The organism is Actinomadura chokoriensis (assembly GCF_039529475.1).
Taxonomy (GTDB): Bacteria; Actinomycetota; Actinomycetes; order Streptosporangiales; family Streptosporangiaceae; genus Spirillospora; species Spirillospora bangladeshensis.
In genome coordinates this window covers 39,471-52,982 of record NZ_BAAAMW010000037.1, presented here as the reverse complement: position 1 = coordinate 52,982, position 13,512 = coordinate 39,471, and the positions used below count along the sequence as shown (strand labels likewise).

Genomic DNA, 13,512 nt, shown 5'->3' with positions numbered 1-13,512 from the left:
TTGCGGCGGCGCACCCACCCGGTCAGCGCCGACCGCTCCTCATCGGACAACACCACCGGATCCAGCTTCGGGCTCGGCATCCCAACAGCCTACCGACTAACAAAGAACTATTGACTCAGAACACTAGGACCGAAAGACAGCCACTCGCCGTTGCTGGCCAGCGACTGTCAACGCTGTGGCGCCTCGGCGGACAAATCACTGGCGGAGACAGGGCACCTTCGCTGGCAGGTGGGCTCCACTTGCAGATGGAGTGTGGCGCGGCAGAGCCTCCGCCAACAGGTGGGGTCCTAGAACAGTGGATTCGACTCAAGGGGCACGTTCCAGCAGAGCCCATGTTGACCGCGCGGCACGAAAACTAGCCGATGTACGCACCCCGAGCATCGACACCGCACCCTCATCCCCGCACCGCCGCGAAATGAAGCCTGTGATGCCTCTGGGACGGGACTGCCTCACGCTGACCAGGCGAACGGGCGTCTGACAGGCCCCTGTCAGGCAACGACCTAAACCGGACGTTCAAGATTCGATTTCCACTGCATGGCCTGGCCACCGGTGTCGGCGAACCGAATGGTAAGTCTAAAATATCCGGCAAGCATATTCTTTAGATCGTCGGTGCCGACGGACAATGCGTTCTCCAGCCTAATCGCATGAGGACGGCATGATCATGACCAAGCGAACCGGCCACAGCAAGAACTGTGAACAAGCGGAGAAGCCGCCATGTGCCTGCAAGTGCGGGGGAGCCGAGCACGCTTGGCAGGAAGCCTTATCCATCGCCGCCGCCCCCTCCACCGACGACCTGGACAGGCTGAGGAACGAGGCTGACGAAGCGTGGCTGCAAGCCACCCGGCCTCGTGCCGGCCAACGCAAGCCCGGACCGCAGACCTCGGACGGACAACACGCGGCGATCAGGTCGTTCATCGCCGACGTCGTCCGGTGGCTACGACGCGACCGGAGCCTGCACCACGACACCAGGCAGCTCGGCGAACCTTTTCGCATCTCCCGCGATACCGATCCCGAACACCCGCGCCGACGGCTTACTTCTGGAGAGCAAAGGGAGTTTATTGAGAAGCATGTGATTCCGCAGGTGTGTGAAGAATTCGATGAAGGGCGCATCAATGCCTTCCAGAAACAGGCTAGCAAGGCGCACTTTTGGTGCGAACTACTTGCCCAGATCGCTCACGGCCTATACTTATATAAAAGGCAGTATGATAAGGCCATGGGCTCAGTCATCGCAGCACTGACTGGTAACGGTGGTCAACTCCCGGACAGTTGGACCACTCTGCTAGCGGAAAAGGCCGTGATCGAACGGGCAGTAGAACTGGTTTTCGAGCAGCTGTCGAGGTTCGTGACTGGTGGCGTCGCCGTGGATGACATCTTCAGGCTTATATGGCCAGCCCGCGTCCTGGCCGTGCTGATGTGCCGGGAACCCCGCCGGCACTGGACCGTCCGCCTGTGCTGCGTCCAGCCGATCGTCGAGTATGGACCAGCAAAGATCAGAGAAGAGGTCAAGGATCGCCTCCGGAATGCATTCCCGGTGGACTGGTCAGCATCGGATAGCGGCGCACCGCGCGGCCTTCTTTAGCGGTCGTGGCGCTCACCTTATTGATGTCGCTGCCACTTGTCGAAGTATGCTCTGGGGGCGGTAACGTATACAGCCTGTCTGGGGAGGACCTATGCATCCTGGCCGAGCGCAAACTGCACTATGGCGAACTGGGCGGAGAGTGCTTCGCTGCCGGTACGTGCTCTACGGCACGCAGTTCTTGCCTGGGCTCACCGGGCAAGATGTTCAACAGAGTTCTACCGGGCTCGCCACTCTGTGTGGCGGCGGGTTTCAGCCTCAGGGGACTTCAGGACCCGGGCGGCCGCCCGCGACCAGGCGTCCGTTCGGTTTGTGAGGCGAATAACTGCTTCAGGTCGGTATCTCAGGCTAACATTCGAGGACTTCGCCAAGTTCCTATTCCCACGCCTCCAAAGCTTCGCTTACCGAAGGCGCGTTCTTTGCAAGAGTCGTCCGCCAGTCAAGGCGATGGCGGTGCTGCAGGTGGCCGATTACGACGATGGGTGCCACCCCGAGTTCGCCAGCCGTCTGATCGACCCAAGACGCACTTATGCGGGCTGGGACGTCGGGGACGCCGTGCGGGAACACCAACTTCGTAGCCTTATTATCTGCATCCTTCTCCCGCCTTATCTCGCTGTTTTGGGCATCGTCAAGCCTTTCGACGATGAGGTGTTCGGCGTCGACATGGTCCAGCAAAATGTGCGCGATCTCGTGAAGCAGGGTGAATAGAACTTTATCAAACCTTTTGCCGCGGCCGGACAAGCCAATGGCCGGATACTCGTCGACAAACATTGCGCAGCCATCGATCTTGGCCCCTGGAAACGATTCGACATATACCAGACGCACGCCAACTTTGCTGAACCGATCAGGGAGGTCCTCGAAGTCGGCGGCCAACTTGACGGTCCGTGAGAGACTGCCGGCGAGATCCCGTAGACGGTGTGCAGAGTACTTTTCCAGCGGGGGAATCTTACGAGCTTCTCTTCTGATGCACGCTACCCAGGCTCGCTGTAGCGAGCTGATGTCTTCGCAACGGTTGGCGCGCCTCGCTGCCGCCGCGAAGGCAGGCTCGTCATCAAGGGAGTCCAATTCGAACAGTTCCATCACCTCTGTCTCAAGGGCGTTCAAGGTTGTGCCGGTGAGGAGGCCGCGCTTCTTCAGCAGCTGGATCGGACCCTTATCGTTGAGGCGAGCGCGCCGACGTACCTCGTCCAGTTTGATCTGAGCGTGCTGATTCCTGAATTGTTCGGCAAGTAGGTATTGGTCCTGAAGGTTGAGCCAATACTCGGCCGTGTGGCCAAGGGCGGCGCCGATCTGTGCCGCTGACTCCCGGGTGATCTCCTTCTTACCCGTGACGATCTCGGAGACGAACTGGGTAGGGCGGTCCAAGACCGCAGCGAAATCGGCTTGGGACCAGTCTCTGGCCTCGAGTTCCCTCCCGAGGAGTTCACCGACCGGTACCTGGTCGATCGGTAGAGGGTCGTGTGGAGGATTGCTCATCACGAGGTTTCCATCTCTGGAGCCAAGAGTTCGAAGACCACGGCACCGTGGCCCTCTGCGCTCTTGAACGTCAGGGTGATAATGCGGCCGGAGCTCAACGCCGCCCGTGCCCTCTGCGGGTTGCGAGTGTCGTCGTGCTGGATTCGCAGCATGCGGGAGTTCCGAAGGTCGGTGTCGAGCCGGGCTGCCCGCGCGCACTGAACGAGCACTCGAAAGTCCGAGATCTCTCGGGCGCTCCAGCCTCTCGGCCGGAATACGGGGTCCGTGGCGAGGCGATTCAACTCCTCGTCCATGAACTCCCGGTCCATGTGTCTGCTCTCCATCCATCGGTCGATGACCAAACGGCTTCCCCCGAGTGGATGTTACAAGCCGTACCGGGGGGCAGGTGCACCGAGCTTCCTCAGTCGCATGCACCTCATCACCCATGAGGTGATGATGGTGCTACAGTTACTCCTGGGTCCGTCGACGAGCGGCGGGCCGGACGAGAAGGGATTGCCATGGCGCTGACGCCCCCTCACGAGCAGGACGGCACCAAGGACAAGGTGTTCGAGGTGACCATCAACGGCACGCGGGTCGTCCTCGACCACGACGCGGTGACCTACGACGAGCTCGGGCAGCTCGCGTACCCAGGGCACGACCCGCAGGCGATGTTCACCGTCACCTACAAGAACGCGATTTCGCCCCACGGCGGGAACGGCACCCTTGTTGCCGGCGAGTCCGTGAAGGTCAAGAAGAAGGGCACGAGCTTCAATGTCCGGCTCACGACTCGTTCGTGACAGCGCCGACCTGGCGCACCTGGTGCGGGACGGTTACGCCGTCCGCATCGTCGGCGGGTTTCTCGTCGTCGACGACATCCCATTCGTCGACGACGCGGCCGAAGTTCAGTACGGCTCCTTCCTGTGCCCACTGGATCTAAGAGGGGACACCACTGTCGCGCCGAGCACCCACGTGATGTGTTTCGTCGGTGGCGTACCCCGCAACAAGGATGGCCGACCGATCGATGGGCTCGTTAACGACGGCGTCCAGAAGTGGTCTGCCGACCCTGCCCTCACTGCAGCCTGCGGGTTCTCCCAGAAGCCCCAAGGCGGTTACCAGGACTTCTACCAGAAGGTGACCTACTACGCCGCGATGGTCACCGGGCCTGCCCAGGCCATTGACCCCGAGGTATCTCCACTGACCTTCAAACCGGTTGAGACCGACGAGGACGACGGCGCATTCCTCTACATCGACACCTTTTCGAGCAGGGCTGGCATCACCGAGCTCAATTCTCTCCTCGCTTTGAAGAAGGTCGTGATCGTCGGCCTCGGAGGCACCGGAGCTTACCTGCTCGACCTGCTAGCGAAGACCCCCGTGGTCGCGCTACATCTCTATGATGGTGACTTCTTCCGCACCCACAATGCCTATCGGTCTCCCGGCGCAGCCAGCGTCAAGGACCTTCGAGGTTCCTTGAAAAAGGTCGATTATTACGGGCAGATGTACTCGGCGATGCGCCGCGGCATCGTGACGCATGCGGTGAATGTAACCTCCGACAATATCGACGAACTCCTGGACTCCGACTTTGTGTTCCTTGCGATGGACACTGGCCCAGACAAAAAGACAATTATCGACGCGCTCACCGCCAGCAGTGTCCCGTTTATCGACACCGGCGTCGGGGTCGGAAAGGACGTCGACGGCATCAATGGGCAGGTCCGCATCACGTTTTCGGTGCCTGGCCGCACCGAGCACATCGAGCGAGACGGCCTGATCTCGTTCTTCGTCGGAAACGACGCAGAGTACGACACCAACCTGCAGGTCGCCGAACTGAATTCGCTCAGCGCCAGCCTGGCCATCTTCCGGTACAAGAAGCACCTCGGGTTCTACGCGGACACCGAGGACGAACTGCACACCGTGTACGCGGTCGACTCCAACGAAATCTATAACCGGTACCGCAGCGGTGCAGTCCAAAGCGAAGCCGTCGAACCTAATGTCGAGCCCGCGCCCGGCTCTGCCTGCACTAACATGGGCGGTAGGAGGGGGACCGTCGCATGAAAGCTCAAGCCCTGACACCGGTGTTCATCGAGTACATCCCAGCCGAACTCGAGCCGGGCCACCTGTACGTCTCAATGCAGTTCGAGACCGCGGTCCACTTGTGTGCGTGCGGATGCCGCTCGAAAGTTGTGACCCCCTTCGGGCTGCGGGACTGGATACTGACCTTCGATGGAACCGTCTCCCTGCGGCCTTCTGTCGGTAATGGTCAACAACATTGTCGGTCGCACTACAATATTAGGAATAACCGTATCGACTGGCTACCGCAAATCTCGGCGGTAGCCACTCAGGCCGCTTCATTTCGCGACCGTGCTGTGCATATAGGAGCAAAAGTTCACCCGTCGGCGCCGCCCCCTTTGTGGCGGCGGATTTTGGATCGTATACGCCGGCCTCGATCAACCCCCTGAATGTGCAGGACTAGAACCTTGAACATGACGCCAGTAGTATCGGTAAACATTCGTGCCGTGGGTTATGGCCATGACCTACAAGTGCTTCGGGTGACCTTCAAGTCAGGCGGGTCCTACGAGTACTTCGACGTGGCGCCGCAACTTTACAAGGAAATGCTCCTCCCGCACCCCTGGCGGCGCGTCGGCGGCCAGGTCCGCGCGCACAGGTTTCGGCGGCTCGCCTAACCGTCGTTCTCTGCGAGGTTCTTGGAACCACGGCGGTCAGGCGATAGCGGGAAGGCGCGGAGGGTCGCCCGGGGGATTCGGTTCCTTGCCCTCGCGTGCGGGGCCGGCACAGAGATCGAGGCTTGTCCACGCAGTTGCCGTCGCTGGAGCCCGCGAAAGTGACTGCACGCCCTCAACGGCGTTGGCCTGCGGGTGGCGGCGGACGCAGAGGTAAACATGTCGGGGAGGGGCGGCTGGTCGAACCTGCTTGGGCAGCGGAAGGGTTTACGCCGTGCTCATGGGACCGCGGGTCCTTCGGAGCGGGGGACAGAACTACTCACCGCTAGTCGGCAGGTTGGTGCCAGCAGGGGCGGGTGCAGCCGGTCGGTCAGTATGTGTCGGTGGCAGACCGGACGGCCGTCCGCAGGGCCTCGCGGGTAAGCAGGAGGACGGGCCCGTCCGGATCCTTGCTGTCCCGTACCGCCAACATGCCGGCCGGGTCTGTACCGGCTACCCCGGCCAACTCGACGCAGTCGCCGCCGTTGGAGCCGCTGTGGCTGCTCTTGCGCCACGTTGCGTTTTTCAGGTCCACTTTTCTCGGGCCACCTTTCTTATGAATTCACGTGACATTTCTTCTGTCAGTGCCCGTGAACGTAGGCTGACCAGGGTTCGTGCAACGACGGACAAGTCTGCGGGGTCGTCCGTCGTGAGGGGACGGACGGCCGTCTCGATGTACGCGACTTCGCTTCGATCCGCCATCGTCGCAACCACGAACGCGCCCATGTTGCCGTCATGTTCGCCGCTTCCCAACACTACTTGAACCGTGATGTTGGGCAACATGCTCATCTCGACCAAGTGCTCCAGTTGCTCCCTCATGGTCTCGGGGGTGCCGACCTGGCGGGAGAGGGCCTGCTCGTCGATCAGGATCACGTAGATCGGCGGCGCGGATCCGTCTTCCCGCGGGTTCTTGAGGATCTTCTGGCGCTCGATCCGGGCGTCTGCGGCCTCTTGGTTGCCGTGCAGGATCGCGAGTGCGTAGGCGGGGGTCTGGACCAGGCCGGGAATGACCGAGTGTTGGTACGTGACCAGCATCGCGGCGTCGGCTTCGCTCTTCGGCCAGTCGAACCAGATCGGGACGGGGTGGCCGTCCTTGTTGAGGTCCTCCCAGAGGTTGATGAGGGCGCCGCCTGCTTCCAGGTGTTCGTCCACGAACTCCACGAATGAGCGGGTGGCGCGCTTCTTGCCGTTCTCGATCTTGCTGACCTGGGGGCCGCTGACTTGCGTTAGGTGGGCGATGGTCTCCTGCTTCACGCCTTTCGCCTCGCGCAGTCGGCGCATCTGCCGGCCGAAGGCGATGAGGGCGGGGGACTCGCTGGGGCGACGCTGGCGACGTGGGGACATGTCAGCTGCCTCTCGTTGGGCATCTGCCCTTGGGGGACGTGATCTTCCTTTGCCTGCCACCTTCCGGCGGCAACCACACCGTAGCCGAAAAGTACCTCACTGTGTTGCTTGCATCACACAAGGTGAGGAGATGCTCATGGGCGAAGCTGCCCAGAACGAGATGGTTGTGAAGCGGGACCCCAAGGTCGTCGCGGAGGTCCGGCAGTTCGTGCGGCTGGTCACCGGCGAGTACGGGATGGACGACTTCGTGCCGTGCCTGGTGGCCAGCGAGCTGGTCACGAACGCCCTCCAGCACGCGACGTCCGACAGAAATGAGGACGCGATCCTGCGGTTGAGCCGTACCGAGGACGACGCTCTGTGGATGGGAGGTCCAGGACGCCGCCTGCGGTCTCCCGCAGATGCTGGCGGCCGACACGTCCAGCGAGACGGGCCGGGGGCTGTTCATCGTCGACCAGTACGCCCGCTGCTGGGGCATCCGCGCCCTGGCCGACAACGCCGGCAAGGTCGTCTTCGCGGTCATAGACGCGACGTGAACTGTTGCGGCATGGCAGCCGAGGCGCCAGCGAGGTTCTGCGTCGTCCCCGAGGCGCCGCTCGCTGCCGAACCGCCCTCGACCCGGCGAACCCGGCTCGGGCTGTGACGGGCCCGAATTGGCGATCGCTCGACTTCTGAATGCCTATGGGCAGGAGTCTCGAGAGGTGCGGAACCCCCTCGACCGGTGGACTCGGCGAGCGGCATCGGCGGTGTGCAGTGGGAGGTGTTCCTGCAGGTTCTACGCCGCGACAACCGCCGGCCTGCCTGCTGATGCCTTTAAGTAACATCGCGCCACGCCGGTGCTTAGAGTGGTCAGACTGGCGAGTGCTGGGAGAGGGTGGGCGCAGGCGGTTGAACCGGCTGTTGGCGAGCCCCCCGTAGAGAGGAGTCCTGCATGGTCCCGATTCAGGTTGATCAGGAGAGCACCTTGTATGGACGGACTAGAGCTTCACAACGACGGGATCGCTGAGCGACTCGCTCTGGAACTGGACGGGCAGCAGCCTTGTCGGGAGCCCGTGGCTGGGAGCCCGGGTGCCATGTGACGCCTCCCCTGCCGGTGCCTTCAATGCGTCAGCGCGGACGAAGGAGCGGGTGCCTGTCTGGAACGCAAGGGGCGCTCTTCACCGTCCACAGGCCTGTGGACAGCAGGACGAACGTTCCAGGGTCGGACCACCGGCGGTAGAAGTAGCCCCGTCGGGAAAGACCGCTGCCTCGAAGCGGTCAGTGGTGGCGGCGGTTAGCGCTGAGCGCTGGTCACGTAGGGCCCGACGACGGCCCTTCCTCTGCGCGTCCGCAAGCTAGTCGCGCTGTTGAGCGTGCATAAGTGGCCGTGTCCTGAGGTCTCTCGCGGGACCGCGCTCGAAGCAGGGCAAGAAATGGAAAACGCAAGCGTTATCGCTGCGGACCGGGCGCGGTCCACAGCAGGCGGACGGGATCGAGCGCGATCCCGGGTCAGGAGGCTGATGGTCGAAGACGGCAGTGCCGAGTCTGCGTTGAGCTTGGCGAAAGGGCGCAACCGCCGGCCCCGTAGCGGGTCGAAGCGAAGGCGGGTGTTGTACATCCTGCTCTCGGACGATGAACACGCAGCGGTGTCGAGGGCCGCCGAGCGGGAGCACCTCGCGACCGCGGCGTGGGCGGCGCTGACGCTGCTGGCTGCGGCGAGCGGGACGCCGCGAGCAGAACACAACCAGGTGCGCGAGGCACTGAAGGTCATCATGCAGGCGCGCGGCCAGGCGCAGCGGATCGGCGTCAATCTCAACCAGGCGGTCGCCGCACTGAACTCGGGAGAGGTATCCGCGACGATCCAGTGGTACGCACGTGCCGCAGCGCACACGGTTCGCAAGCTGGATGAACTGGCCGACGACTTGAGAAAGCGGCTGCCGTGACAGCACATGCCACGGCCCCTGAACTCACGGCGCCGAGCCTCACAGGGTGATCGGGAAGGTATTGCGCGGTGTCAGGGTCGAGGGGTTGCTGCGGTACCTCTATGGCCCGGGTGCCCACGGTGAGCATCGTGATCCGCACATAGTGGCGGCTTTCGGGGACGCGGCCGGCTTGGAACCGACAGTGGGTCCCGACGGCAGCCGCGACTTTCGCCATTTGGAAGGTGTACTGGCTCAGCCGCTGGCGCTGCTCGGTGAGCGAAACTACCGCAAGCCTGTCTGGCATTGCGCCGTACGGGCCGCTCCCGAGGACCCGGCTCTGGCGGATGAGCAGTGGGCGCAGATCGCCGCCGAGATCATGCAACAGACCGGCCTGGTTCCGGTGGGGGACGTTGACGCCGTCCGCTGGATCGCCGTCCGGCACGCCGACGACCACATTCATATCGTGGCCACGCTGGCGCGTCCGGACGGCGTCCGCCCGGAGGTGTGGAACGACGGGTACCGGGTCCGGGACGCCTGCCGGGCAGTGGAGGAGCGGTTCGGCCTGCGGCCCACGGCGCCGGCAGACCGCACCGCCGCCCGCCGCCCCAAACGCGGCGAAAACGAGAAGGCCGTCCGCCGTGGCCAGCCGCTGCCGTCCCGTACCCTCCTGCGTCGCAAAGTCCAGACCGCGGCCGCCGGCGCCGACAGCGAAAGGGAGTTCTTCGAACGCCTCCAGGCCGACGGTGTCCTCGTCCGGCGGCGGTTCAGTCAGCGGACGGTCGGCGGACTGACCGGATATGCCGTGGCTGCGCCCGGTGATATCAACGTGGACGGGCAGCCGGTTTGGTACGGGGGCGGCAAGCTTGCCGCCGACCTCACGCTGCCAAAACTTCGCCTTCGCTGGACGAGTGCTGACGGCGCAGTCCGCACCCCGTCCGTCGTCCGTCCGCTGGACGGACGGCATCTGTCCGCGCGGACGAAGCGGGCTGTGCTTCGGACGGCCGTCCGCCGCGCTGTGGACGAAGCTCGGACGACCACCGAATTCCTCGACCAACTTCAGGATTGCGGTCTGCTGCTCAAGGTTCGCTACAGCCAGCACGTCTTTAGGCAGGTCACCGGCTATGCCGTCGCACTCCCCACCGAACCCGGCGATGGAGAACCGGCTTGGTACCCGGGAAGCCGTCTTGCCGACGACCTGTCGCTCACCCGCCTCCAACAACGGTGGACATCACCGACCACAGGCCATGTGCCATCCAATGACCACAGCGACCTGACCGCTGAGGAGCGACAGGCGTTCTACGACGACGCTGCCCGCGCCGCCACCTACGCCACCGCCCAGGTCCGTCGCCATCTCGCCACGAACCTGCACGCAGCCCAAGACGCCTGCTGGGCCGCCTCCGATGCCCTCCACACCGCTGCCCAGGCCACCGGCAACCACCATCTCCGTCGCGCCGCCGAGACCTACGACCGCGCCGCGCGTGCACCCTACGGTCGCATTCCGCGGCCTACCCCGGCTGGCACCGCCCTGCGCACTGCCGCCCGGCTACTCGCGCTCACCGGCTCGACGCAGAACCAAGCGACGGCGTCGGTCATGGTGCTTGTCGCCAGCCTCATCACGCTGCTCGACACCATCGCCGAGCTGCGTCGACTCCAGGGCCGTCAGGCACAAGCCGACGCCACCCGGAAGGCCGCCGCACAAGTTCGCGGAGCGAGACCCGCCGACCCCGCAGATACGTCACAACCGACCGCACAGGCGGCCATGTCCTCGCAAGCACGCCTGGCCATGGCCGCCTTCCCCAACCCGTGGGCTCCTCTATCACCGACGACCGTCGGCAGACCCGCACCGCCTAGCGCTTCACCGCCACTCCGGTCAAGCCGACAGCGCCGTTGACAATCCGCCACGACGAAGGCCTCACCCATCACCACGTACCAAGACACGGAGGCATCCGAATGCAGACCATGCGACAAGAAGACCTCGACACACTTCCCACGGTCGTCAGCATCATGACCGCAGCCCGCGCCCTGGGATTGTCCCGGACATACGCCTACGAACTGGCGAAACGCGGCGACTTCCCATGCCGCATCATCCGAGTCGGCACCGCCTACCGGGTGCCGACCGCGGAACTCCGCAAGCTGCTCGGCGTGACGTAGTCCGACGGAGAGCCGGCCTCCCCACCGATTCGCAGCGACCCGGATAGCGGTGGCATGTCCTGGAAGGACGCTCGCCCCGGGATGGCGATGAAGCTCGGCATCCCGGGTACGGGGCGCTGACCTCGGCGTACTGCAAGGCGCTCCTTGCAAAGATCTACCCACCTGTAGTTGACTCTCCGTGATTGAGTGATGGCAGATCGAGGGTCTGCGATGAGCTCCCCGAGCGCCCGCAAGAGCGCCTTGAACGGCTGGCTGATGAACCTGCTGGCCGAAGGTGTCGATGAACTCCAACGCCTCGAACCGCTACCTCCTGCGCGTGTCTCGGAGCCTCTCGCCACCCTCGCCCGTGAGGTCATCGGAGGCCTTGCCGCCGTCCGGCGGGAAGCGTTCCGCGAAGCCCGTGCCGACGGCCTCACGCTCACGGAGATCGCCGACGAACTCGGCGTGAGTGTTCAAGCGGTGTCCCAGGTGCTGAGAAGATGGCCTCACGACTAGAGCGGTGTCCGCCGACCCGTCTCACACCTCCGACACCACGGAAGCAAGCGCTCCTGGAGGAGAAGACATGCGAGGCACGACCTACAAACGCTGCGGCTGTCGCAATCTCGAAACCGGCGAAAAGTACCCCACTGGCAAGTGCCCGAAGCTGGTCAACCGGAACCACGGCGCATGGTGGGCGCGTTACGACGCGCCCGCAGGAAGCAGCGGCCGACGAAGACAACCGACCGTCGGCCCGTTCAAGACCAGGAAGGCCGCACAGCAGGCACTCATGGAAGAGCTCGGGAAGTCCGAAATCCATGGACGGCAGCTCGATCGGAACCTGAAGACGGGCGCATACCTGGAGAAGATCTGGCTTCCGGCCAAGAAGGAGAGCCTGTCAGGCTCGACATTCGCGGACTATGCGGAGATCGTCCAGCTCTACCTGGTGCCCGGACTGGGGCACCTCAAGCTGGTCGACCTGAGGGACAAGCACGTGATCGACCTGTATGAGGCGATCCTGCAGATCAACCGCCCGCTTCCCGAGGGGGACAAGCCCAGTGAGCTTCTCAGACGCCTCCTTGAAGTCCGGGCGTACTCGACGAGACCGCTGAAGGTCGGTGAGGCTCCACGCCGCAAACAGACCAAACCCATCTCCCCGACGCGGGTGAAGAAGATCCATGCGGTCCTGCTCTCCGCTCTGAACTGGGCGGTGAAGTCCAAGCGCCTGAGGGAGAACCCGATCGCGCACGTAGAACCACCTCGCGTCAAAGGAAGGCGGGTGAAGCCGCTCGTCTGGACGGCCGAACGCGTCGAACGGTGGCAGGAGACTAGGAAGGTGCCCGGGTCGGTGATGGTCTGGACACCCGCCCAGACGGGAGCCTTCCTCGACTTCATCGCGGAGGAGCGGTTGTACGCCCTCTTCCATCTGGTCGCCTTCCGCGGGCTGCGTCGTGCCGAGGTCGCGGGGTTGGCCTGGGCGGACACCGATCTGCAGGGCGCGGGCACGCTGACTGTCCGCGAGACGAGCCCTGATGCCGAGACCCAGGCGGACGAGTACGACGACACCAAGTCCGAGGCCGGTGAGCGCACCGTGGCGCTGGACGAGGCGACCATCGCGGTTCTGCTGGACTGGAGGACCCGTCAGGAACGTGAAAGGTCCGTCGCCGGCCCCGAAGTATGGGTTGACTCCGGACGGGTCTTCACCCGTGAGGACGGAACCCGGCTGCGTCCGCAGTGGATCTCCACACGGTTCGAGGACCTGATCAGGAAGTACGGACTCGTCCAGCACAGGTACTCCGAAGAGGGCTGGTCCGTCGACAGGATCTCCCGTCACCACCGGACCTCCGTGCGCGCCGTCCAGGTGGCGATCGGAGGTGAGCCTCTGCCACCGATTCGCTTCCACGATCTACGGCACGGAGCGGCGACGCTCGCACTGCTGGGCAACGTCAACATGAAAGTGATCAGCGAGACGCTCGGCCATGCCCGGCACTCGTTCACCGCCGACACCTACACCTCGGTGCTTCCGGAGGTGTCCCGGGCGGCGGCAGAGGCCGTGGCTGCGGTCGTCCCTCGCCGACCTCGGCCGGAGACACCTGCTGCAGGCACCAACGTGATCTCATTCGCGGACCGCCGCAACAGGCGCGGCAAACACACAGGGTAACCAAGCCCGAGAGCGGCGGCACCCGGCCTCAGCCGGGCACGAGCGCACTCCGCCGACGTCCCGTGCACACCATGTGCACACCAGGCGCGGAAAAACGGACATCCCGGAAAGCGACAGGGACTTCGTCCAGATCGAGATCTTGGACGAAGTCCCTGGTCAGAGTGGCGGAGGATCGGGGATTTGAACCCCGGATGGGCGTGAACCCAAACCGCATTAGCAGTCCCCTGGTTTGCGTCA

15 protein-coding genes are annotated in these 13,512 nt (G+C 63.9%); 11 read left to right on the top strand and 4 right to left on the bottom strand.

Translation table 11 applies throughout. The features are described from left to right. The first annotated feature begins 655 nt into the window (after window positions 1-655). A complete protein-coding gene (locus ABFX46_RS40495) occupies window positions 656-1,579 on the top strand; it encodes a hypothetical protein (RefSeq protein ID WP_346049465.1) in 924 nt (307 codons plus the stop codon). A gap of 372 nt (window positions 1,580-1,951) precedes the next feature. Here ABFX46_RS40495 and ABFX46_RS40490 read toward each other — a convergent pair whose 3' ends face one another. Beyond that, entirely contained in the window at window positions 1,952-3,052 is a 1,101-nt protein-coding gene (locus tag ABFX46_RS40490; RefSeq protein WP_346049463.1) for a hypothetical protein, read from the bottom strand. Beyond that, entirely contained in the window at window positions 3,052-3,360 is a 309-nt protein-coding gene (locus ABFX46_RS40485; protein WP_346049461.1) for a hypothetical protein, read from the bottom strand. Before ABFX46_RS40485 ends, ABFX46_RS40490 begins: the two co-directional genes overlap by 1 nt. 189 nt (window positions 3,361-3,549) lie before the next feature. Between ABFX46_RS40485 and ABFX46_RS40480 the strand changes: the two genes are divergently transcribed. From ABFX46_RS40480 to ABFX46_RS40470, 4 genes are read left to right on the top strand one after another with little or no spacing between them, the layout of a single operon-like run. After that, on the top strand, window positions 3,550-3,828 hold the full coding sequence (locus ABFX46_RS40480; protein ID WP_346049459.1) for a multiubiquitin domain-containing protein: 279 nt from the start codon (window positions 3,550-3,552) through the stop codon (window positions 3,826-3,828). Next, on the top strand, window positions 3,803-5,080 hold the full coding sequence (locus tag ABFX46_RS40475; RefSeq protein WP_346049457.1) for a ThiF family adenylyltransferase: 1,278 nt from the start codon (window positions 3,803-3,805) through the stop codon (window positions 5,078-5,080). Before ABFX46_RS40480 ends, ABFX46_RS40475 begins: the two co-directional genes overlap by 26 nt. Continuing rightward, window positions 5,077-5,484: a ubiquitination-like system serine protease family protein gene (locus ABFX46_RS43685; RefSeq protein ID WP_428831370.1), complete on the top strand. Its 408-nt coding sequence runs from the start codon at window positions 5,077-5,079 to the stop codon at window positions 5,482-5,484. The genes ABFX46_RS40475 and ABFX46_RS43685 overlap by 4 nt, the downstream gene beginning before the upstream one ends. After that, window positions 5,485-5,709 carry a KTSC domain-containing protein gene (locus ABFX46_RS40470; RefSeq protein WP_346049455.1) on the top strand — a complete coding sequence of 75 codons (225 nt, stop codon included), beginning with the start codon at window positions 5,485-5,487 and terminating at the stop codon, window positions 5,707-5,709. A 367-nt stretch (window positions 5,710-6,076) separates the two neighbouring features. Here ABFX46_RS40470 and ABFX46_RS40465 read toward each other — a convergent pair whose 3' ends face one another. Beyond that, on the bottom strand, window positions 6,077-6,280 hold the full coding sequence (locus ABFX46_RS40465; RefSeq protein ID WP_346049453.1) for a DUF397 domain-containing protein: 204 nt from the start codon (window positions 6,278-6,280) through the stop codon (window positions 6,077-6,079). Then, window positions 6,271-7,089 (bottom strand): helix-turn-helix domain-containing protein, encoded by an 819-nt coding sequence (locus tag ABFX46_RS40460; RefSeq protein WP_346049451.1) that lies wholly within the window; start codon window positions 7,087-7,089, stop codon window positions 6,271-6,273. The genes ABFX46_RS40465 and ABFX46_RS40460 overlap by 10 nt, the downstream gene beginning before the upstream one ends. 398 nt (window positions 7,090-7,487) lie before the next feature. On the opposite strand from ABFX46_RS40460, the gene ABFX46_RS40455 reads away from it, so the two are divergent. The 6 genes from ABFX46_RS40455 (at window position 7,488) to ABFX46_RS40430 (ending at window position 13,275) form a co-directional block, all read left to right on the top strand. After that, on the top strand, window positions 7,488-7,622 hold the full coding sequence (locus tag ABFX46_RS40455; RefSeq protein WP_346049449.1) for a hypothetical protein: 135 nt from the start codon (window positions 7,488-7,490) through the stop codon (window positions 7,620-7,622). A 963-nt stretch (window positions 7,623-8,585) separates the two neighbouring features. Next, the gene (locus ABFX46_RS40450) at window positions 8,586-9,008 is read left to right on the top strand and encodes a hypothetical protein (protein WP_346049447.1); all 423 of its coding nucleotides are present in this window, start codon (window positions 8,586-8,588) and stop codon (window positions 9,006-9,008) included. A gap of 46 nt (window positions 9,009-9,054) precedes the next feature. After that, window positions 9,055-10,878, top strand: a complete 1,824-nt coding sequence (locus tag ABFX46_RS40445) for a relaxase/mobilization nuclease domain-containing protein (protein WP_346049445.1) — start codon at window positions 9,055-9,057, stop codon at window positions 10,876-10,878. A gap of 68 nt (window positions 10,879-10,946) precedes the next feature. Then, complete coding sequence (locus tag ABFX46_RS40440; protein ID WP_163053816.1) at window positions 10,947-11,138, top strand: helix-turn-helix domain-containing protein; 192 nt, start codon at window positions 10,947-10,949, stop codon at window positions 11,136-11,138. 210 nt (window positions 11,139-11,348) lie between these two features. Next, the gene (locus tag ABFX46_RS40435) at window positions 11,349-11,633 is read left to right on the top strand and encodes a sigma factor-like helix-turn-helix DNA-binding protein (protein ID WP_346049443.1); all 285 of its coding nucleotides are present in this window, start codon (window positions 11,349-11,351) and stop codon (window positions 11,631-11,633) included. 67 nt (window positions 11,634-11,700) lie between these two features. Next, entirely contained in the window at window positions 11,701-13,275 is a 1,575-nt protein-coding gene (locus tag ABFX46_RS40430; protein WP_346049441.1) for a tyrosine-type recombinase/integrase, read from the top strand. Window positions 13,276-13,512: the final 237 nt, after the last annotated feature.